General features: G+C 66.9%; 16 protein-coding genes. 2 read left to right on the top strand and 14 right to left on the bottom strand.

Annotation, left to right across the window (positions count from 1 at the left end; genetic code table 11):
- Nucleotides 1-546 precede the first annotated feature (546 nt).
- Nucleotides 547-2,229 carry a hypothetical protein gene (locus OHA61_RS25970; RefSeq protein WP_406305057.1) on the top strand — a complete coding sequence of 561 codons (1,683 nt, stop codon included), beginning with the start codon at nucleotides 547-549 and terminating at the stop codon, nucleotides 2,227-2,229.
- A gap of 255 nt (nucleotides 2,230-2,484) precedes the next feature.
- On the opposite strand, the gene OHA61_RS25965 is transcribed toward OHA61_RS25970, so the two are convergent.
- Together OHA61_RS25965 and OHA61_RS25960 are read right to left on the bottom strand one after the other, a co-directional pair.
- The gene (locus OHA61_RS25965; RefSeq protein WP_406305056.1) at nucleotides 2,485-2,811 is read right to left on the bottom strand and encodes a hypothetical protein; all 327 of its coding nucleotides are present in this window, start codon (nucleotides 2,809-2,811) and stop codon (nucleotides 2,485-2,487) included.
- Nucleotides 2,812-2,922: 111 nt separating this feature from the next.
- Nucleotides 2,923-3,915, bottom strand: a complete 993-nt coding sequence (locus tag OHA61_RS25960; RefSeq protein ID WP_406305055.1) for a DUF4238 domain-containing protein — start codon at nucleotides 3,913-3,915, stop codon at nucleotides 2,923-2,925.
- Nucleotides 3,916-4,823: 908 nt separating this feature from the next.
- On the opposite strand from OHA61_RS25960, the gene OHA61_RS25955 reads away from it, so the two are divergent.
- Nucleotides 4,824-5,294 carry a VOC family protein gene (locus OHA61_RS25955; RefSeq protein ID WP_406305054.1) on the top strand — a complete coding sequence of 157 codons (471 nt, stop codon included), beginning with the start codon at nucleotides 4,824-4,826 and terminating at the stop codon, nucleotides 5,292-5,294.
- Nucleotides 5,295-5,520: 226 nt separating this feature from the next.
- On the opposite strand, the gene OHA61_RS25950 is transcribed toward OHA61_RS25955, so the two are convergent.
- The 12 genes from OHA61_RS25950 to OHA61_RS25895 form a co-directional block, all read right to left on the bottom strand.
- A complete protein-coding gene (locus OHA61_RS25950; protein ID WP_406305052.1) occupies nucleotides 5,521-5,706 on the bottom strand; it encodes a hypothetical protein in 186 nt (61 codons plus the stop codon).
- 1 nt (nucleotide 5,707) lies between these two features.
- Nucleotides 5,708-7,669 (bottom strand): TIGR03960 family B12-binding radical SAM protein, encoded by a 1,962-nt coding sequence (locus OHA61_RS25945; protein ID WP_406307459.1) that lies wholly within the window; start codon nucleotides 7,667-7,669, stop codon nucleotides 5,708-5,710.
- Nucleotides 7,670-7,723: 54 nt separating this feature from the next.
- Complete coding sequence (locus OHA61_RS25940) at nucleotides 7,724-9,259, bottom strand: CHAD domain-containing protein (protein WP_406305050.1); 1,536 nt, start codon at nucleotides 9,257-9,259, stop codon at nucleotides 7,724-7,726.
- Nucleotides 9,260-9,309: 50 nt separating this feature from the next.
- A complete protein-coding gene (gene rodA / locus OHA61_RS25935) occupies nucleotides 9,310-10,512 on the bottom strand; it encodes a rod shape-determining protein RodA (RefSeq protein ID WP_406305048.1) in 1,203 nt (400 codons plus the stop codon).
- A gap of 3 nt (nucleotides 10,513-10,515) precedes the next feature.
- Entirely contained in the window at nucleotides 10,516-12,681 is a 2,166-nt protein-coding gene (gene mrdA / locus OHA61_RS25930) for a penicillin-binding protein 2 (protein WP_406305047.1), read from the bottom strand.
- 16 nt (nucleotides 12,682-12,697) lie between these two features.
- Nucleotides 12,698-13,369, bottom strand: coding sequence for a rod shape-determining protein MreD (mreD, locus tag OHA61_RS25925; protein ID WP_406305046.1), 672 nt, complete (start codon nucleotides 13,367-13,369; stop codon nucleotides 12,698-12,700).
- Nucleotides 13,370-13,382: 13 nt separating this feature from the next.
- Nucleotides 13,383-14,336: a rod shape-determining protein MreC gene (gene mreC / locus OHA61_RS25920; RefSeq protein WP_266476390.1), complete on the bottom strand. Its 954-nt coding sequence runs from the start codon at nucleotides 14,334-14,336 to the stop codon at nucleotides 13,383-13,385.
- 136 nt (nucleotides 14,337-14,472) lie between these two features.
- Nucleotides 14,473-15,492: a rod shape-determining protein gene (locus OHA61_RS25915; RefSeq protein ID WP_142218247.1), complete on the bottom strand. Its 1,020-nt coding sequence runs from the start codon at nucleotides 15,490-15,492 to the stop codon at nucleotides 14,473-14,475.
- 255 nt (nucleotides 15,493-15,747) lie between these two features.
- Nucleotides 15,748-16,161, bottom strand: coding sequence for a nucleoside-diphosphate kinase (gene ndk / locus OHA61_RS25910; protein WP_266476387.1), 414 nt, complete (start codon nucleotides 16,159-16,161; stop codon nucleotides 15,748-15,750).
- A 65-nt stretch (nucleotides 16,162-16,226) separates the two neighbouring features.
- Nucleotides 16,227-16,580, bottom strand: a complete 354-nt coding sequence (locus OHA61_RS25905; protein ID WP_324974084.1) for a DUF4233 domain-containing protein — start codon at nucleotides 16,578-16,580, stop codon at nucleotides 16,227-16,229.
- A gap of 6 nt (nucleotides 16,581-16,586) precedes the next feature.
- The gene (locus OHA61_RS25900; protein WP_406305045.1) at nucleotides 16,587-18,077 is read right to left on the bottom strand and encodes a bifunctional folylpolyglutamate synthase/dihydrofolate synthase; all 1,491 of its coding nucleotides are present in this window, start codon (nucleotides 18,075-18,077) and stop codon (nucleotides 16,587-16,589) included.
- 147 nt (nucleotides 18,078-18,224) lie between these two features.
- Entirely contained in the window at nucleotides 18,225-20,846 is a 2,622-nt protein-coding gene (locus tag OHA61_RS25895) for a valine--tRNA ligase (protein ID WP_361907289.1), read from the bottom strand.
- Between the last annotated feature and the right edge of the window lie 44 nt (nucleotides 20,847-20,890).

Genomic DNA, 20,890 nt, shown 5'->3' with positions numbered 1-20,890 from the left:
ATTGCGACCATAAGGACGCTCCTGCTCGCGCGAAGCGCCTATCAGCCTGGGCCAGTGGACGTCCAAAACTTCGTTGACGCGACCCCGGATGGGAAGGCGAAGCCGCTCCTAGACGATCTCACTGCAAAATTCCGAAAGCACCTTTCCGAGACCGACCTGTACCCGCCCACCTCATTGCCGGCGGAGCCTCCACCAGTGAGTTTCTTGGACCTAGTAGGAGACGTCAACCTAGAATCCTCAGGGAAATTTTGGTCAAGTCTCCTAAAGGTCTTCACCCGGCTGCACCCAAAGGTTGCATATCGCGTCAGGGGAGTACTTCAAACCCGGCCCCTTAAGCCTAGCTGCGGCACAACTGTCACTGTTACATCGTTCGTCTCTCGCGGAAGTTGTACAGAGACAATCTGGGGAGACACATGGGAGGAAGCAACGCATGACGCCGGATGTTGGGTGATGTCAGCAATTTTGACAATCACACGTAAAGGAGAGAACCCCCCATGGGGCAGCTGGCAAGGAGGACATCTGCCTTACAAGCTCTTCTCTGCCTACATGAAGGGCACAAGGCTAAGCCGTGAACGCCGATTCGATGAGGCGCTCCATGCCTTTTTTGAGGCAGTGCAATTTGATCCAACTAATTTCTATCTGCGTACACAGATAGCCGCGACCCAGGAGAAGCTCGGCTTGCCTCTAGACGCCTTGGAGACCTACCACGGCGCGCTGGAGCTTGGTCAACTGTCGACGAATGAATCACGCAGGCGAAGGAAGTTGGGTTTGCTTCATGCGCGCTATAGATATGCGGTGGTGCTAGGAACTTCGAATAATCTAGCCCGAGAGTGGTGCAAGAGTGAGCCCGCACATAGGCGACGGGAGGAGGCGAGGAACGAGATTCGACATGCTCTCATCCCCGCACTGTTGAGGAAATACAGCGAGCATATGCAGGCGATAGTTCCGGGATGGTATGGGCCAATTCATGACAGGAAAGCGGCAGCAGCCCTTTGGCTGCATCAGCAACTTTCCCTCCCGCCAGGAGCTTCTCATGAGAACACCGTCAGCCTAATCTTTCAGGTTGCATGCAAAAAGGAAATTGATGGACTGATCGAGGATTATTCACATTCAGTAACAGATGACACTCTGGAAGCACCGCTGACAAAGTCGGCACTCCGAATTAACCAGATGGCATGGGCGCCACTAAGGCTATCCTGGGCCCGCAAGACGGCTGGCTACAACGCTGATTGGCCAGCCAACCCAGAAGTACTGGAGGAACTCATAAAGAAGGCACGCACCTGGCACTTCCGAGAGCATCGTAAGAATTGGCTCGATCATTATGATGCCGCTTGTGTATATGCTGTAGCACTTTTCGCTGACGGACTAAATGGGGAATCCTCAGAAAGGTTCGCCGACCTCGCTTGCCGTGAACTGGGAGATGCCGTTAAGGGAGCAGACAGCGGATCTGTAGCCATGGAGAGATCCTGGCTTCTCGCCGAGGATCCTGATCTCGCCCAACTGCGCAAGAATGACCGCTTCCTGCGATTCGGACGCGAGGCCTACCCACACTCCACTCTCGATCGTTACCGTTTCAGGGACGCACCGCCGATTGAGATTGAGATGACAGCATACGATCGGCGACTGCTGGACGGAATCGCCAGCACTATGGAACGAACCTGGAGTCTACGAAAAACACGGCCCCCATCTGACATTCACGATTTGATCGATTGGCTCCGCAAGGAACAAGAAGTTTGGAACTGGGTGCACAGAGTGGCTGAGAGTCGCGCCAGGAATTGGCCCGACCGCGATACGCTGCTACAGAAAACACGACTAGCAGCCGACTCCACGGTGGCTAATTCCGCCGATATCCCTACTGCGGTACCAGATTTTGAAGAAATCCTCAACGACGAAGCATCTTGGCCTGATTACGACCACATCAGGACCAACATAGAACAGTTGGATGAACGGCTGGGATTGCTGAGTGACTTCATAGAAAAGGGGGCCGAACTTTCTCCATTGGATCGCAGCAGCCAGTGGATGATCGCCGTTCGCATGGTTCACCTGTCTGGCTGGAAGCCGTTGGCGGGCTCCACGGTCCAAACCCTGTGCACCCAGTACGCAGCCATTTGGGAGACTCTCCACGATTTGCTCGACCCCTCACGTCCGGACGCGTCATCGTTCGAACAAGCATTGCGGAGAATGGATGCACCGAGCCCTGATCTTCTTCCAGGGCACGTTCAACCCTAGGACCACAGCCGTAGAGCGCCGCCCCGCGCCAGGTGGGTCCGTGTCGTCGGCGGTGAATCCGCCAGGTCGGCATTCCGTCACGGCGTCGGCAGTTCGAGGTGCCGACGCCGTTGCGAAGTGCCTCGCCAGCGATCGCCGCCGTCACGCGATGGTCTGACAGGCCCCGTCGCCCTGGTGCCGTAGCCGGGGGCTGTGGTCTGCGGATTCGCGTCTGCGGCGGTGGGCGGTGTGGGCTCGGGGCTGGTGGCGTCGTCGTCAGCGGGACCAGGCGAGGATCTGCTCGGGGGTCGCGGTGGTGCGGGCCAGGAGCGTGGTGAACAGCGGGCGTGCTTCGGCCAGCCTGACCGCGATGAGCCCGGCCTCGTCGGTGGTGAGCCCGGCGGCGTTCATCACCGTGGCCCGGACGGTGAGGAAAGCGTGGGCGAGCATGACCATGGTTGTCCACCGGTGCCAGTAGTTCCAGCGGCGGACCTGGTGCTCGCCGGTCGGCGCCGTCGTCGCCGCCGCGGTGACCAGCCCCGGCGTGACCCTTGGCGGCCTAGAAGTTCTCCTGACGGTCCACCGGCGGCCAGCGACGTGCACGAGGTCGCATACGGGGACCGGGTATGGGGTCAGGCACCGGTACCAGGCCAGCTCGCCGGCCGTGATCCGCAAGCCGGGGTCGGCGCCGTAGACCTCGTCGCCTGCGACCCATCAGGGCGGATTCGACGCTGCCTTGAAGGCGTGCGAAGGGCCGTCCGGCAACAGGAAGTTCTCCGGCGGCTGGCTGATCATCATCTCGCGGCCTCGCACCGGCGGCAGTTCAACCCCCTCCAGGGGGTTGTCGTCAGGGTGGTGGAACAACTCCCCGCGCGCGTTGTAGGCGAGGCGCTGGTTAAGCTCCTTGGCCAGCTTCGTGTGGGTTCGCACGAAGAAGTCATCAGGTCCCAGCGACGCCATCATGATGGCCGCCCGCCGGTCGATCGGCATCAGGATCACGGCTGCGTTACCGATTCCAACGCCGGACCAGCTCGGCATGTCCTCGTCACGTACCAGCGTCACCGGATGATCCGGGATGAGCAGCGTACGGCGCTCGAACTTGATCAGGCCCCAGGAACGCGCCATGAACACCTCGTAGGCCGTCTTCATGGACTGGCCCATCGACAGCACGTGGTCGTTGACCGACATCTCGGCGGAGTAGCTATCGAAGTCCGTCACCTCCGCCCACAACGCCTCGACCTCCTCGTCAGAGACGGGCCCCGTGGCGTCCTCTTCAAGGTGCCTGCGGATCTCGGGCTTCCCGCCCATGGCAATCAGGACCTTGCCGAGGTGGTCGGCCATCTCGTTGTGTGCCGTACGAGCAGCAGGAATCCGCGCGTGCTGCGCCGCGATCCACTCGGCAAGTACCGCCCGCTCCTCGATCGGCAGAGGCCAGACCCCGCCGATGACCTTGCGGATGACCTTCGCCGCCTTCCCCTCCAGCTCGGCGAGCAGGTCCTCCACGGTGTCGTCGAGCTGTCCCGACTCGTCCCGCATCGAGTAGAAGTCGCGGTGGACGGTGACGTCGGCGATCCCCACCAGACGCCGCTCGCCCCCATCGAGGGGGACACGGATGATCTGCTCGCCGTCGGCAAAGCGCCGCAGAAGCAGGCGCGGCACAGTGTGGTGGCGGCGCTTCAACTTCGACTTCCCGGAGGACTTGCTCATGTCATGACGATACGGGCAGGTCCTGACAGCGTCATGGCCTTTTCCGGGGAGGCTGATCAACCGGGCCCTGCGCGGTCCTCGTCAGCTCGCCGTTGCACCGACGCAGCTACTCATCCACCGCCAGCTTGACCCGGCAACACCGAGGGACCCCTCGTCCAACCGAGAGGGGCCTCAGCAACTCACAGGGGAGAACACCCGAGGGTCAGACCCACTCAACCCCTGAGTGGATTTGTGAGGAGCCCTCAAGGCCCGGCAGGGGCGTTCGCCGTGTGGCAGGCGCTAGAGGCCGTTGCCGACTCGGTTCACCGACAGCAGCAAGAGCGGCGGTCACATCGTCCCCACTCATCCCCGACAGGACCTCTTCAATGCGTGCCAGCGCCTCGCTCACCTCAGTGGCTGTGCCCACTGGCCGCCGGCTTCTTCACATCAGCGGCAGCAGCTTCTTACCGGTCGGGCCGATTTGTGTGAGCGTATCCATCTGCGGGCAGCTGGTCACCAACACTCACGCCCAGACCCTGGTCAAAGCCTTCAGACGGCGAGCGGGTACTGCCCGGTGTCGGTTGCGCGGACGAGGAGAGGAGCGGCCCGAAATCCTTGGTGAGGGTGATAGGCAGGAGGCGGAAGTACCTGCACGGACACGACACAGGCCGCATCGCACCGCCCGCTGCGTCCCGCCGGAAACGGGCACGGTCCCGGCCGGGCAAGAACACGCATAGGCACGTCACTTGTGTCGACGGGCGGGCCACCTCCACCAGGAGCCGAAGAAGTGAAGGGCCGGGTCTCTGAGCTGTGGCTGTGGACTTTGTCAACGCTGCGACTGCGACCTAGCCGAGATCCACCGATGAGTTCCGCCGGCTGCGCCGGTCTACTAGGACGTACGCCATCGAGCCACCGACTGGAGACCCACCATGACCAATCCCGCACACCCCGGCCGCATGCTGTTCGTGAACATCCCCGTAGCGGACCTCGAGCGCAGCAAGGCGTTCTTCGCTGAGCTCGGGTTCAGCTTCAACCCGAAGTTCACCGACGAGACCGCCGCCTGCATGCTGGTCGGCGAGCACGCCTTCGTCATGCTGCTCAGCCGCGAGAAGTTCGCGGAGTTCGCGAAACTGCCGATGGCCGACCCCACCACGCACACGCTGGCGCTGTACTGCTTCAGCGTGTCATCCCGCGATGAGGTCGATACGGTCAGCGCCGCTGCGCTCGCGGCGGGCGGCTCCGAGGCGGATGGCGCCGAGGACTACGGCTTCATGTACTCACGCAGCTTCTTCGACCTCGACGGCCACGGCTGGCAGGTCATGTGGATGGACCCGGCGGCGGCGGAGCAGGGCCCCGAGGCGTTCGCAGCCTCCGTGCAGGACGCCGACGCCCCGGCCTGACCTACCGCGTTCCGCACGTGCGCCGTCGTCGTGCGGCCGACCGCCTCAGCCACGACGGTGCTGACCTCATGCACTGTGCCTGCCTCTTAGAGAAAGTTGAGGGTCGGCTCCGTCGAAGGCCTCACAGCACCAGATTGACGGGCTCAAACGCCACCACGCCGAGAGACCCTCCCAGAGGTAAGGAGCTCAAAGGCCACACAGCTTCGCATAAGCCTGGAACGAGCCCTCAGATCCACTCCACCTCGGAGACGATGTGCAGGGCACTGCCAGGACCCGGCAGCGACGTCCGAGAGGACGCCAGCGGCGCCGACGGGCGAGGGGGCGAAGCGACGACCGCAGCCAGCGCCGCAGCCACCTCCTCCTCGCTCACCCCCGCCAGCGCCTCAACCACCCGATCGAGTGCCTCGGTCACGTCAGTGGGTGTGACCACTCGCGGCGGGCGTCGGACCTGCGTTCTTGACCGTCAGAGGCAGCAGCTTCTGTCCGGTCGGGCCGATTTGTGTGAACGTGTCCATCTGCGGGCAGACGCCACAGTCGAAGCACGGCGTCCAGCGGCAGTCCTCGACCTCGGTCTCGTCGAGCGCGTCCTGCCAGTCCTCCCAGAGCCAGTCCTTGTCGAGACCGGAGTCCAGGTGGTCCCAGGGCAGGACCTCCTCGTAGGTGCGCTCGCGGGTGGTGTACCAGTCGACGTCCACACCGAACTCGGGCAGCGCCTTGGCGGCACACGCCATCCAGCGGTCGTACGAGAAGTGCTCACGCCAGCCGTCGAAGCGCCCGCCGTCCTCGTAGACGGCGCGGATGACCGCACCCACCCGCCGGTCGCCGCGTGAGAGCAGGCCCTCGACGATGCCGGGCTTGCCGTCGTGGTAGCGGAAGCCGATGGAGCGGCCGTACTTCTTGTCGCCGCGGATCTTGTCGCGCAGCTTCTCCAGACGGGCGTCCGTCTCTTCGGCGCTCAGCTGCGGGGCCCACTGGAAGGGGGTGTGCGGCTTGGGCACGAAGCCGCCGATGGAGACCGTGCAGCGAATGTCGTTCTGGCCGGAGACCTTTCGGCCCTCGGCGATGACCTTGACCGCCATGTCGCCGATCTGGAGGACGTCCTCGTCGGTCTCGGTGGGCAGGCCGCACATGAAGTACAGCTTCACCTGGCGCCAGCCGTTGCCGTACGCCGTCGAGACGGTACGGATCAGGTCCTCTTCGGAGACCATCTTGTTGATGACCTTGCGCAGGCGCTCGGAGCCGCCCTCGGGGGCGAAGGTCAGACCCGAGCGACGGCCGTTGCGGGTCAGCTCGTTGGCCAGGTCGACGTTGAAGGCGTCGACCCGGGTGGACGGCAGCGAGAGGCCGATCTTGTCTTCCTCGTACCGGTCGGCCAGACCCTTCGCGATGTCGCCGATCTCGCTGTGGTCCGCGGAGGACAGCGACAGCAGTCCGACCTCTTCGAAGCCGGTCGCCTTGAGGCCCTTCTCGACCATGTCGCCGATGCCGGTGATGCTTCGCTCCCGCACGGGGCGCGTGATCATGCCGGCCTGGCAGAAGCGGCAGCCGCGCGTGCAGCCGCGGAAGATCTCCACCGACATCCGCTCGTGGACGGTCTCGGCGAGCGGCACGAGGGGCTGCTTGGGGTAGGGCCACTCGTCGAGGTCCATGACGGTGTGCTTGGACACCCGCCACGGCACCCCCGACTTGTTGGGGACGACGCGGCCGATACGGCCGTCGGGCAGGTACTCGACGTCGTAGAAGCCCGGAACGTAGACGTTGCCCGTCCTGGCGAGGCGGAAGAGGACCTCCTCGCGCCCGCCCGGGCGGCCCTCGGCCTTCCAGGCGCGGATGATCCCGGTCATGTCGAGGACGGCCTGCTCGCCGTCGCCGATGACCGCGCAGTCGATGAACTCCGCGATCGGCTCGGGGTTGAAGGCCGCGTGGCCGCCCGCGAGCACGATGGGGTCGTCGACCGTCCGGTCCCTGGCCGCGAGCGGGATGCCCGCGAGGTCGAGGGCCGTGAGCATGTTGGTGTACCCGAGCTCGGTGGAGAAGCTCAGCCCGAAGACGTCGAAGGCCTTCACCGGACGGTGGGAGTCCACGGTGAACTGCGGGACCTTGTGCTCCCGCATCAGCTCTTCGAGGTCCGGCCAGACGCTGTACGTACGCTCGGCCAGCACGCCCTCGCGTTCGTTCAGTACCTCGTAGAGGATCATGACGCCCTGGTTGGGCAGTCCGACCTCGTACGCGTCGGGGTACATGAGCGCCCAGCGGACATCGCAGGCGTCCCAGTCCTTGACGGTGGAGTTGAGCTCACCGCCGACGTACTGAATGGGCTTCTGCACGTGCGGCAGGAGGGCTTCCAGGCGTGGGAAGACCGACTCGACAGGCATCGTGGTGTCTCTCATAGAGGCGGGCTGGGGTGACCATCAAGCCTACCTTGATGCTCATCCGCTCAGATCCGCCCGAAGTTCCGGGGCCGACGCCTGCGCCCACACCCCCGGCAGCTCCGCCTCGCGCTGCGCCGCGGCCGCCTCCTCCTGCCCGTACAGCAGGCCCCAGGTGAAGGCGGACTCCCCCGCCGCATGCGCCTGGATCGCGAGATTCCGCAGGGCTTCGCGGGCGACGACGCTGTCCTGGTGATCCCCGAGGACCGTCTGTACGGCCTTCATCCGCTTGGTGAACTTCTTCGCCGGCTTGCCGAGCGCGGTCGTGGCCGCCTCGCCCGCGTACCTGGCGCGCTTGGCGGCCTTGCGGGCGTCGTGCATGGCCATGTCCCTGGCCTCGCCGGGCGGGAGCTCCAGGGCGTGGTCGATCCGCCCGGCCAGCCGGTCGTAGTCCTTGATCACGGCCGCGGGGATCACCCTGGCGGCCGCGCCGCCCGCCGCCTTGAGCAGCGGCGGGTCGCCGAGCAGGGTGTCCAGTGACTCCAGCAGCGCGAGGTAGCGCTTGCTGTCGAGCACGGCGACGGCCTTGCGCCGGGCGCCCGAGCCGTGGGCGACGCTCCACAGGCGCAGCCGCCCGCGCACGGGGCCGAGCAGCCGGGTCCTGGGCATGGCGTCGATCCTCGACTTCAGCCGCTCGGTGAGCACCTCCTGGTCCCGGGCGACACCGAGCTCGGCCGCGAGCCACTTGAGCTCCTCGCCGATCGGGTCGGTGACGGTCCGGTCGACGACCTTGCCGAACGTCTTGAACGCGCTGCGCATCCGCCGGGTGGCGACGCGCATCTGGTGGACGGCGTCGGGCAGATCGCGGCGTACGGCAGGGTCGTAGGCGAGCAGTGCCTCGGCCTGTTCCCGCAGATAGGCGAGGACCTGGCCGCCGGCGGTCTCCGGGCCCGGCCCGGCGGGCGGGGCCGGCTGCCTCGGGGCGCGCTTGCCCCGGGGGGTGGTCTCCGCCAGGGCCCTTGCCAGCTTCGACGGCGAAGCGGCGGGCTTCAGTCCGGCCTTGCGGAGCTTTTTTTCGACGGCGTCCAGAAAGGACGGATCACCGCCGTCGGCGAGTTCGACCTCGATCTCGTCCCAGGCGGCCGTGCCGCCGCCCTTGGTGAGGCGTTCCGCACGGACAGCGTCCCGGCTCAGCTCGGCGAGGAGCGCGCCCTCGGCATCGAGCAGGTGGCGGATGTCCCGGCTGGACCGCAGCCGTACGACGGGCACGAGTTCGGCGTCCCGGGTGCGGGCCCGGGCCAGGCCCGCCAGGTTGTGCGGGACGGTGTCGGACAGCGGCGCGGCGATCTCGTCCCGTACGCCTGGTGCGACGGGGAGCTTGAGGTGCCAGCCTGCGTCGCTCCCGCCCGTTCTGTGCCGCAGGGTGATCGAGGCGGCGGCGAGCCGCAGGTCAGCGGTGTCGTAGTAGACGGCGTCGAGTTCGACGACGCCCTTGTCGACGACCGACGAAACCCCGGGAACCCGGCCGGGATCCGGCAGCCGGGTATCGGGAGAGGCTTCGTACTTCCGCTCGATCTCACGCTTCGTATCCGCCATGTGCCGAATCTAGTTGCCAAAACGACTTGGCGGCAGCCCCAAATGTTCACCTAAGCCGTTATCGGCCGCTGAACGCGGATCGACTGCAGCAGCCCGATCGCGATCCAGACCGCGAACATCGACGTACCTCCGTACGACACGAACGGCAGCGGCAGACCGGCCACCGGCATGATGCCGAGCGTCATGCCGACGTTCTCGAACGACTGGAACGCGAACCAGGCGATGATCCCGGCGGCGACGACGGTGCCGTACAGCTCGGTGGTCTCGCGCGCGATCCGGCAGGCGCGCCACAGCACGATGCCGAGCAGCAGCAGGATCAGACCGGCCCCCAGGAAGCCGAGTTCCTCGCCCGCGACGGTGAAGACGAAGTCCGTCTGCTGTTCGGGCACGAACTGGCCGGTGGTCTGCGAGCCCTTGAACAGGCCCGTGCCGGTCAGCCCGCCCGATCCGATCGCGATCCTGGCCTGGTTGGTGTTGTAGCCGACACCGGCCGGGTCCAGCTCGGGGTTGGCGAACGCGGCGAAGCGGTTGATCTGGTACTCGTCGAGCAGTCCGAGAGCCGTGACCAGCACCGCGCCGATGACGCCGGCGCCGATCAGCCCGAGGATCCAGCGGTTGGACGCGCCCGAGGCAAGCAGCACCCCGAGCACGATCACCGCCATCACCATGACCGAGCCGAGGTCCGGCATCAGCATGACGATCGCCATCGGAAGGACCGCGAGGCCCAGCGACTTGGCGACCGTCCGGTGATCCGGATGCACCTGGTCGCCCGCGTCCACGCGCGCGGCCAGCATCATCGCCATCCCTAGGATGATCGTGATCTTCACGAACTCCGAGGGCTGGAGTGAGAATCCGCCGCCGATCACGATCCACGCGTGCGCGCCGTTGATGGTGGCGCCGAGCGGCGTGAGGACCAGCAGGACGAGCACCACGGACAGCCCGTACAGCACCGGGACGGCGCCGCGCAGGGTGCGGTGCCCGAGCCAGATGGTGCCGATCATCAGCGCGAAGCCGATACCGGTGTTGAGGGCGTGCCGGAACAGGAAGTAGTACGGGTCGCCCTGGTTGAGCTCGGTACGCCCGCGCGTCGCCGACCACACCAGCAGCGAGCCGACGAAGGAGAGCGCGATCGCCGCGAAGAGCAGCGGCCAGTCGAGCCTGCGCACCATGGAGTCACGGGCGCTCAGCTGGGACCACAGGCCGCCGCGCCGGGGCCCGTATCCGGGGACGGAGAAGCCGTTCGTACCGGCCATGGCTCAGTCCCTCCGCGCGGGCGGGCCCGCGAGCTGCTCGGTCTGGTCCGGTTCCTCTTCCTTCGGCACGTACGGCTTGATCTCCGGAGCGTCGATGGAGCCGTCGGGCTGGATCTTGGGGAGCGCCTTCTGCGGTGCGGGCAGCAGGGCCCTCTTCAGGTCCTGGCCGCCCTTCTCGTCGAGTCCGTACATCGCCTCGTAGATCTTGCGCACGGCAGGACCTGAGGCGCCGGAGCCCGTACCACCCTGGGCGATCGTCATGATGATCGTGTAGTCCGGGGTGTACGACACGAACCAGGAGGTCGTCTGCTTGCCGTAGACCTCCGCCGTACCCGTCTTGGCGTGCATCGGGATCTTGTCCTGCGGCCAGCCGCCGAATCGCCAGGCGGCCGATCCGCGGGTCGTGACTCCCGCGAGGGCTTTGTCTATCTGTTCGCGGGTGTCGGCGTCCATCGGCAGCTTGCCGTGGGACGTCGGCTTGATCTCCTTGACGGACTTGCCGTCCGGGCTGATGACGGCCTTGCCGATGGTGGGGTTGAAGAGGGTGCCGCCGTTGGCGATGGCGGCGTAGATCGTGGCCATCTGGATCGGGGTGACCAGTGTGTCGCCCTGTCCGATGGAGTAGTTGACGGAGTCACCCGCCCGCATCCGGTTTCCTTCGAGGCAGTTCTCGTAGGCGATCTTCTCGACGTAGGAGCCGTTCTTCTTGCCCTGCTTGCACCAGCCGTCCTTGTTGGCCTCCCAGAAGCGCTGCTTCCACTGGCGGTCGGGGACACGGCCGCTGACCTCGTTGGGGAGGTCGATGCCGGTCTCCTTGCCGAGGCCGAACTGGTGGGCGGTCTTGTAGAACCAGTCGTCGGTGTGCTTCTTGGGCTTGGTGCCGCCGTCCTTCTGCCACTCGCGGTGGGCGAGGCCGTAGAAGACGGTGTCGCAGGAGACCTCCAGCGCCCTGCCGAGGCTGATGCTGCCGTAGCCCTTGGACTCGAAGTTCTTGAAGACCTGGCCGCCGACGGAGTACGAGGAGGGGCAGGGGTAGGCGCCGTCGAACGGGTAGCCGGCGTTGACCGCGGCTGTCGAGGAGATCACCTTGAAGATCGAGCCGGGGGCGGCCTGCCCCTGGATCGCGCGGTTCAGCAGCGGGTAGTTGGAGTTCTTGCCGGTGAGCTTGGCGTAGTCCTTGGCGGAGATGCCGCCGACCCAGGAGTTGGGGTCGTAGGTGGGCTGGGAGGCCATCGAGACGATCCGGCCGGTCTTGTTCTCCATCACCACGACGGCACCGGCGTCGGCCTTGTAGTTCTCGTCGGTGTTCTTGTCGAACTCCCCGCGGGCGGTCTTCATCGCCTTGTTGAGCTCGAACTCCGCGACGGCCTGGACGCGCGCGTCGATCGAGGTGACGAGGTTGGCGCCGGGCTGGGCCTCGTCCTTGGCGGCCTGGCCGATGACGCGGCCGAGGTTGTCGACCTCGTAGCGGGTGACTCCGGCCTTGCCGCGCAGCTCCTTGTCGTAGGTGCGCTCGATGCCCGAGCGGCCGACCTGGTCGGAGCGCAGGAACGGCGAGTCGGTGTCCTTGGCCTTGGTGAGCTCCTCGTCGGTGACCGGCGAGAGATAGCCGAGCACCTGCGCGGTGTTGGTCTTGCCGGGCGCGGTGTAGCGGCGTACGGCGGTGGGCTCGGCGGTGATGCCGGGGAAGTCCTCGGCGCGCTCACGGATCTGCAGTGCCTGCTGGGTGGTGGCCTCGTCGGTGACCGGGATCGGCTGGTAGGGGGAGCCGTTCCAGCAGGGCTGGGGGGTCTTGGCGTCGCAGAGCCTGACCTTGTCCATGACGTCCTTCGGCTTCATGCCGAGGACGGCCGCGAGACGGGTGAGGACGCCCTTGCCGTCGTCCTTCATCTTCATCAGCTCGGTGCGGGACGCGGAGACCACGAGGCGGGTCTCGTTGTCGGCGAGCGGGATGCCGCGGGCGTCGAGGATCGCGCCGCGGACGGCGGGCTGGACGACCTGCTGTACGTGATTGTTCTTCGCCTCGTCGGTGTACTCCTCGCCGTTGCGGATCTGGAGATACCAGAGGCGTCCGCCGAGGGTAAGGAGGAGGGAGAAGACAAGGACCTGGATGATCACGAGCCGGATCTGGACCCGGGGGGTCCGCCCGGTCTCCGGAATGTTGCTCACGCTGCTGCCCCCTCGATCACAGTCGCTTGACTCCCTTGATGCGGCCGGCTCGTGCCGCCCGCGTCCTGGCCGCCTTCACCCGCAGTCCGCCGCGGCGCTGGGTGCCGATCCGCAGACCGGTACCGGAGGAGAGCCAGCGGGAGGCGACGTCGCCGCCGCCGCCGCTCGGGCTCTCGGAGAGCGGATCGTTCTCGGCGCGTCTGGCGAGGGCCATGATCAGCGGCACGGTGAAGGGCGCGAGCAGCAGGTCGTAGACGACGGCCGTGAACAGCAGGCTGCCCAGGCCCACATGGCGGGCCGCGGTGTCGCCGACGAGGGCGCCGACCCCCGCGTACAGCAGCGTCGAGCCGATGGCGGCCCCGACGACCACGACCATCGGTCCGGTGGCCGACTTGATCTGGCCGTTGTCGGGGCGCACCAGGCCCGCGAGGTAGCCGATGACGCAGAGCACGAGTGCGTAGCGTCCGGCGGCGTGGTCGGCGGGCGGGGCGAGGTCGGCGAGCAGGCCCGCGCCGAAGCCGATGAAGGCCCCGGCCATGTGCCCGTAGACGAAGGCGAGTCCGAGGACGACGAGCAGCAGCAGGTCGGGGACGGCGCCGGGGAGCTGGAGGCGGGCGAGGACGGAGACCTGGATGACGAGGGCGACCACGACGAGTGTCGTGGAGAGCAGCATCCGGTTGAAACGCATGACGGATCAGCTCCTACTGCTCGTCGTTCTGGCCGGTCGCGTTCACATCGCCGCCGGGTGACGGGGTGACCGTCACCGTGACCGTCGGTGTGGGCTTCGGGGCCGCCGGCTTGGGCGGCAGGACCGCGTCGCGCGGATCGGACCGGGGTGCCTGGACGACGACGCCGACGATGTCGAGCTTGGTGAAGCCGACGAACGGCCGGACGTAGATGGTGCGGGTGAGGTCGCCGCCGGAGGGGTCGACACGGACGACCTCCCCGACCGGGACACCCGGCACGAACGGCTTGTCGGCCTGCGAGCCGAAGGTGACCAGGCGGTCGCCCTTCTTGACCTTGGCCTTGCCGTTGAGCAGCTGTACGGAGAGCGGACGGTCGCCCTGGCCGGTGGCGAAGCCCAGTTCGTCGGTCTTCTCCATGCGCGTCCCGACCGTGAAGTCCGGGTCGTTGGCGAGCAGTACGGTCGCGGTGTTCGGGCCGACCGTGGTGACGCGTCCGACGAGTCCGTCGCCGTTCAGGACGGTCATGTCCCGCTGGATGCCGTCACTGGAGCCGACGTCGATGGTCACCGTCCAGGAGAAGCCCTGGGCCGCTCCTATGGCGATGACTTCGGCGCCCTTGATGCCGTACTGTCCCGCGCCGGCCTTCTTGAGCATCTTGTCGAGCTCGCGCACCCGGCTGCGGTTGCGGTCGTCGCTGCCGAGTCTCTGCTTCAGCGCGGCGTTCTCGTGCTCCAGTTGGGTGATGCGGTCGTGGCGCTGACCGGAGTCCCGCACCGCTCCGATCGCGTTGCCGATCGGGTCGACCGCTGCCGCGACGCCGTTCTCGACCGGTCCGAAGACCGTGGCGGCGGCCTGCCGGGCGCCGTCGACCGGTGACTCCTCGCCCCCGCGGATATCCACCGTGATCAAAGCGAACGCGATGGCGATCAGCAGCACCAGGAGCAGCCGGCTCTCTCGTGTGTCCCTCACAGTGCGGCGGCCGTGCCTTCCTCGTAGGAATGGTGATGTCTGTATATCAACGACCCGCCGCACGGGTTGGCAGCGCACCCGTATGGGGGTCCCCCCACGCCCGCCGGGGCGCAGGGGGAGGATCCGTCGATTGCCGCTAGCGGCGGGGCTGGGCGTCCAGCACCTGCTGGAGTGCCTCGAACTCCTCGACGCACTTACCGGATCCCAGGGCAACGGAGTCCAGCGGATCCTCGGCGATATGGATGGGCATTCCGGTCTCGCGGCGCAGCCGCTCGTCCAGGCCGCGCAGCAGGGCGCCACCGCCGGTGAGGACGATGCCGCGGTCCATGACATCGCCGGAGAGCTCCGGCGGGCACTTGTCGAGGGTGGTCTTGACGGCGTCGACGATCGCGTTGACGGGTTCCTCGATCGCCTTGCGGACTTCCGCGGCCGAGATGACGACGGTCTTCGGCAGACCGGAGACGAGGTCACGCCCGCGGATCTCGGTGTGCTCGTCCTTGTCCATGTCGTAGGCGGAACCGATGGTGATCTTGATGTTCTCGGCGGTCCGTTCGCCGAGCAGGAGCGAGTACTCCTTCTTGATGTGCTGGATGATCGCGTTGTCCAGCTCGTCGCCGGCGACACGGATGGACTGTGCCGTGACGATTCCGCCGAGTGAGATGACGGCGACTTCGGTGGTCCCGCCACCGATGTCGACGACCATGTTGCCGGTGGCTTCATGGACCGGGAGTCCGGAGCCGATGGCCGCGGCCATCGGCTCCTCGATGATGTGCACCTGCCGGGCGCCCGCCTGCGTCGACGCCTCGATGACCGCGCGGCGCTCGACGCCGGTGATGCCGGAGGGCACACAGACGACGACGCGCGGCCGGGCGAGGTACCGGCGCTTGTGGATCTTCAGGATGAAGTAGCGGAGCATCCGTTCGGTGATCTCGAAGTCGGCGATGACGCCGTCCTTCAGCGGCCGGACGGCAACGATGTTGCCCGGTGTCCGGCCGATCATCTTCTTCGCCTCGGCGCCGACCGCGAGAATGCCGCCCGTGTTGGTGTTGATGGCGACGACGGACGGCTCGTTGAGGACGATCCCCCGGCCCCTGACGTACACCAGCGTGTTGGCGGTCCCGAGGTCGACAGCCATGTCACGGCCGATGAACGACATGTTGTTCCCCATGAGGATGCGTCTGGCCTTCCCAAATCGAGCGTTGATGGCTTTTTAGGATGGCGAGGTGGGTGCTGTGGCGTGGAGGTTTCATCGTAGTGCCGCCTGCACGGACACCGCGCGGTGAGTCCACCTCTATATGTGGTGACGAGGTGTCGGAGCGATGCGTTCCCGCAAAGCGCCTATGTACACCGAAGGGCGACCGAAATTCCTTCGGTCGCCCCAGGTGGAGAGCTCTGTATGGCTGACTGCCAATCAGGAAAGCCCGGGGAAGAAAATCTTGAGTTCTCGAATGGCGGACTCCTCGGAGTCCGAGGCGTGGATGAGGTTCTCCCGCACGATAGTGCCGAAGTCCCCACGGATCGAGCCGGGCGCGGCGGCGATCGGGTCGGTCGGCCCCGCGAGGGCGCGCAGGCCCTCGATGACCCGCTCGCCCTCGACGACGAGCACGACGACCGGGCCGGACTGCATGAACTCGACGAGCGGCTCGTAGAACGGCCGGCCGACATGCTCGGCGTAGTGCAGCTCCAGGATCTCCCGGTCCAGGGTGCGCAGCTCCAGCGCGCTGATGGTCCAGCCGTCCTTGGCCTCGATACGGCCGATGATCTCGCCGATCAGGCCGCGGCGTACGGCGTCGGGCTTGAGCAGGACGAGCGTGCGCTGGCTCACGGTGCGGGCTCCTTGCATATGCGGATTCGGGAGTTCAGAGGCTACAGGGCCGGACAGTACGCCGATTACGCAGCGTCAGGCTCTGAGGGGGCTTGAGCGGCCCATCTCGCCTTCGTCTCGTCGATCTTGCGGCCGTAGTGGACCGAGGCCCACCACAGGCCGGCGAAGATCGCCCCGAGGAAGTACATCGTCGGCACCACGAAGCCGCTGGCGATCAGCGCGATCTGCAGTGCCCAGCCGAGCTGCACTCCGCCGGGGCGGCCGATCATTCCGCAGAGCAGGACCGAGAGCAGCATCCCGATGCCGCACACGGTCCAGACAGTGGTCATGGAAAGTTCGTCGGACTTCATGGCGACGAGACCGGCGAAGCCGATCACAAAGAATTCGCCGATCAGGGTGGAAGCACAGAGCGTACGCACCGGATGTCAGCCCTTCCCCAGCAACAGCCGGGCCTCGCCGACCGTGATCACGGAACCGGTCACCAGGACGCCCGCGCCCGCGAACTCGGACTCCTCCTCGGCGAGCGTGATCGCCGCCTCCAGCGCGTCGTCGAGACGCGGCTCGACCACCACCCGCTCGTCGCCGAAGACCTCGACGGCGACCGCCGCCAGTTCGTCGGCGTCCATCGACCGATGGCTCGAGTTCTGGGTGATCACCACCTCGGCGAAGATCGGCTCGAAGGCCTCCAGGAAGCCCCGGACGTCCTTGTCGCCGCTCGCGCCCACCACGCCGATGAGGCGGGAGAAGCCGAACGACTCGGTGATCCCGTCGGCGGCCGCGCGGGCGCCCGCCGGATTGTGCGCGGCATCCAGCACGACCGTCGGACTGCGGCGCACAACCTCCAGGCGGCCCGGAGAAGCCACCGAGGCGAACGCCTTGCGGATGGTGTCCATGTCGAGCGTGCGGGCCTGCTCGGAGCCGATGCCGAAGAAGGCCTCGACGGCGGCGAGCGCCACCGCGGCGTTGTGCGCCTGATGAGCCCCGTAGAGCGGGAGGAAGATCTCTTCGTACTCCCCGCCGAGTCCGCGCAGCGTCACCAGCTGGCCGCCGACCGCGACTTCGCGGGCGACCACGCCGAACTCCATGCCCTCGCGCGCGACCGTGGCGTCGACCTCGACGGCCTTCTTCAGCATCACCTGCGCGGCGTCCACCGGCTGCTGCGCCAGGATGACGGTGGCGCCCTGCTTGATGACACCGGCCTTCTCGACGGCGATCTCGGCGGGCGTCTCGCCGAGGCGGTCGGTGTGGTCCAGATCGATGGGGGTGATGACGGCGACGGATCCGTCGATGACGTTCGTCGCGTCCCAGCTGCCGCCCATGCCGACCTCGACGACGGCCACATCCACGGGCGCGTCGGCGAAGGCCGCGTACGCCATGCCGGTCAGCACCTCGAAGAAGGACAGCCGGAACTCCTGCTGGGAGTCCACCATCTCGATGTACGGCTTGATGTCGTTGTACGTCTCGATGAAGCGCTCGGCGTCGATCGCGGCGCCGTCCAGGCTGATCCGCTCGGTCACCGACTGGACGTGCGGCGAGGTGTACCGGCCGGTGCGCAGATCGAAGGCGCCGAGCAGCGACTCGATCATGCGGGCCGTGGACGTCTTGCCGTTCGTCCCCGTGATGTGGATCGAAGGGTACGCACGCTGGGGCTCGCCCAGCACGTCCATCAGGGCAGAAATACGGGCGACCGACGGCTCCAGCTTCGTCTCGCCCCAGCGCGTCGCCAGGTCCGCCTCGACCGCGCGCAGCGCCTTGTCCACCTCCGGGTCTGCGGGCCGGGCGGGCACGGGGTCACCCTGGAGCGATCCGGCCTGCGCGCGCAGGGTACGGCTGCCGGCCTCGATCACCGCCAGGTCGGGGTCACGGTCTGTCTCGGCGTCGACGATCTCGTCGAAGGGGTCGGGCTGGTTGCTCACGGGGCCAGTCTACGGAGGAGCAGTGACAGGACGTTCGCCCCGCCCCTTTCGGGTGGTCTGCGTACCCCGCGAGCAGTAGCGGGGCATCGGGGCGTGAACGCGCGAGAGGCCCCGGGGTGCTCCCCCGGGGCCTCTCGTACGTCGTGACTACGCCTGCGGCAGCCGGTCCAGCTGGGCGGTGATCCGCGCGATGTCCTCCTCGGCCTTGGCGAGGCGCGTACGGATCTTGTCGACCACGTTGTCCGGGGCCTTGGCGAGGAACGCCTCGTTGCCGAGCTTGCCCAGCGCCTGGGCCTTCTCCTTCTCGGCCGCGGCCAGGTCCTTCGCGAGCCGCTTGCGCTCGGCGCCGACGTCGATCGTGCCGGACAGGTCGAGTGCGACCGTGGCCCCCGCGACCGGGAGGGTCGCCGTGGCGCTGAAGCCCTCACCCTCCGGCTGCAGCCGGAGCAGCTGCCGGATGGCGGCCTCGTGCGGCGCCAGCGCCGTGCCGTCCAGGCTGAGCCGGGCCGGAACCTTCTGCCCGGGCTGCAGCCCCTGGTCGGACCGGAACCGGCGGACCTCGGTGACGACGCGCTGAACCAGTTCGATCTCCCGCTCGGCGGCCTTGTCGCGGAAACCGCTGTCACTCGGCCAGTCGGCGATGACGAGCGACTCCTTGCCGGTGAGCGTGGTCCACAGCGTCTCGGTGACGAACGGGACGATGGGGTGCAGGAGTCGCAGCGTGACGTCGAGGACCTCGCCCAGGACGCGACCGGAGACGCGCGCCTGCTCGCCGCCCGCGAAGTACGTCGTCTTCGACAGCTCGACATACCAGTCGAAGACCTCGTCCCACGCGAAGTGGTAGAGGGCGTCGGCAAGCTTCGCGAACTGGTAGTCGTCGTAGTACGCGTCGACCTCGGCGACCACCGCGTTGAGCCGGGAGAGGATCCAACGGTCGGCCGCCGACTGCTGTTCGGCGGGCGGCAGTTCGCCCTCGACCGTCGCGCCGTTCATCAGCGCGAAGCGGGTCGCGTTCCAGATCTTGTTGGCGAAGTTGCGCGACGCCTTGACCCAGTCCTCGCCGATCGGGACGTCCACACCCGGGTTGGCACCGTTGGCCAGCGTGAACCTGACGGCGTCGGAACCGTAAGTGTCCATCCAGTCCAGCGGGTTGACGGCATTGCCGAAGGACTTCGACATCTTCTTGCCGAACTGGTCGCGGACCATGCCGTGCAGGGCGATGGTGTGGAACGGCGGGGTGCCGTCCATCGCGTACAGGCCGAACATCATCATCCGGGCGACCCAGAAGAAGAGGATGTCGTACCCGGTGACCAGGACGGAGTTCGGATAGAACTTCGCCAGGCTCTCGGTCTGTTCGGGCCAGCCGAGGGTGGAGAAGGGCCACAGGCCGGAGGAGAACCAGGTGTCCAGGACATCGGTGTCCTGGGTCCAGCCCTCGCCCGCCGGCGGCTGCTCGTCCGGTCCGACGCAGACGATCTCGCCGTTCGGTCCGTACCAGACCGGGATGCGGTGGCCCCACCACAGCTGGCGCGAGATGCACCAGTCGTGGAGGTTGTCGACCCAGTCGAAGTACCGCTTCTCCATCTCCTGCGGGTGGATCTTGACCTTGCCGTCGCGGACCGCGTCACCGGCGGCCTTGGCGAGCGGGCCGACCTTGACCCACCACTGCATGGAAAGACGCGGCTCGATCGTCGTCTTGCAGCGCGAGCAGTGGCCGACGGAGTGGGTGTACGGACGCTTCTCGGCGACGATCCGGCCCTCGGCGCGCAGCGCGCCGACGATCGCGGAACGGGCCTCCAGCCGGTCAAGACCCTGGAACGGGCCGTGCACGGTGATGACCGCGTGCTCGTCCATGATCGCGAGATTCGGCAGGCCGTGGCGCTGGCCGATCTCGAAGTCGTTCGGGTCATGGGCCGGGGTGACCTTGACGGCGCCCGTGCCGAACTCGGGATCGACATGCTCGTCGGCGACGACCGGGATCCGGCGGCCGGTGAGCGGCAGTTCGATCTCCGTGCCGACGAGGTGGGCGTAGCGCTCGTCGTCGGGGTGAACGGCGACGGCGGTGTCACCGAGCATCGTCTCGGCCCGAGTCGTCGCGACGACGATCGACGCGTCGCCTTCGCCGTAACGGATCGAGACGAGCTCACCCTCGTCGTCCTGGTACTCCACCTCGATGTCGGAGATGGCGGTCAGGCAGCGCGGGCACCAGTTGATGATGCGCTCGGCGCGGTAGATCAGCTCGTCGTCGTAGAGCCTCTTGAAGATCGTCTGGACGGCCTGGGAGAGGCCCTCGTCCATGGTGAAGCGCTCGCGGCTCCAGTCGACACCGTCGCCGAGGCGGCGCATCTGGCCGGAGATCTGCCCGCCGGACTCCGCCTTCCACTGCCAGACCCGCTCGACGAAAGCCTCACGGCCGAGGTCGTGGCGGGACTTGCCCTCCTTGGCGAGCTCGCGCTCGACGACGTTCTGGGTGGCGATACCGGCGTGGTCCATGCCGGGCTGCCACAGCGTCTCGTAGCCCTGCATCCGCTTGCGGCGGGTGAGGGCGTCGATCAGCGTGTGCTCGAAGGCGTGGCCCAGGTGCAGGGAGCCGGTGACGTTGGGCGGCGGGATGACGATGGTGTACGCGGGCTTCTCGCTCTTCGCGTCCGCCTCGAAGTAACCGCGCTCTACCCAGCGCTCGTACAGCTTCCCCTCTACTTCGGCCGGCGCGTACTGGGTCGGCAGTTCGGGGTTGCTGGCTGGCTGCTGCTGAGTGTTCTCGGTCACGGGCTCAGTTTACGGGTGTCACAGGGCCGTACTGAAACGGGAAT

It is taken from the genome of Streptomyces sp. NBC_00885, assembly GCF_045207475.1.
GTDB lineage: Bacteria > Actinomycetota > Actinomycetes > Streptomycetales > Streptomycetaceae > Streptomyces.
This window is presented reverse-complemented; position numbering and strand designations above follow the sequence as displayed.

Excerpts from the sequence above, each read along its gene's own strand:
- OHA61_RS25945 (WP_406307459.1), bottom strand. The coding sequence starts at position 7,669 with ATGCCTGTCGAGTCGGTCTTCCCACGCCTGGAAGCCCTCCTGCCGCAC.
- OHA61_RS25960 (WP_406305055.1), bottom strand. The coding sequence starts at position 3,915 with ATGAGCAAGTCCTCCGGGAAGTCGAAGTTGAAGCGCCGCCACCACACT.
- mreD (WP_406305046.1), bottom strand. The coding sequence starts at position 13,369 with ATGCGTTTCAACCGGATGCTGCTCTCCACGACACTCGTCGTGGTCGCC.
- OHA61_RS25940 (WP_406305050.1), bottom strand. The coding sequence starts at position 9,259 with ATGGCGGATACGAAGCGTGAGATCGAGCGGAAGTACGAAGCCTCTCCC.
- rodA (WP_406305048.1), bottom strand. The coding sequence starts at position 10,512 with ATGGCCGGTACGAACGGCTTCTCCGTCCCCGGATACGGGCCCCGGCGC.
- OHA61_RS25970 (WP_406305057.1), top strand. The coding sequence starts at position 547 with ATGAAGGGCACAAGGCTAAGCCGTGAACGCCGATTCGATGAGGCGCTC.
- OHA61_RS25915 (WP_142218247.1), bottom strand. The coding sequence starts at position 15,492 with ATGTCGTTCATCGGCCGTGACATGGCTGTCGACCTCGGGACCGCCAAC.
- OHA61_RS25955 (WP_406305054.1), top strand. The coding sequence starts at position 4,824 with ATGACCAATCCCGCACACCCCGGCCGCATGCTGTTCGTGAACATCCCC.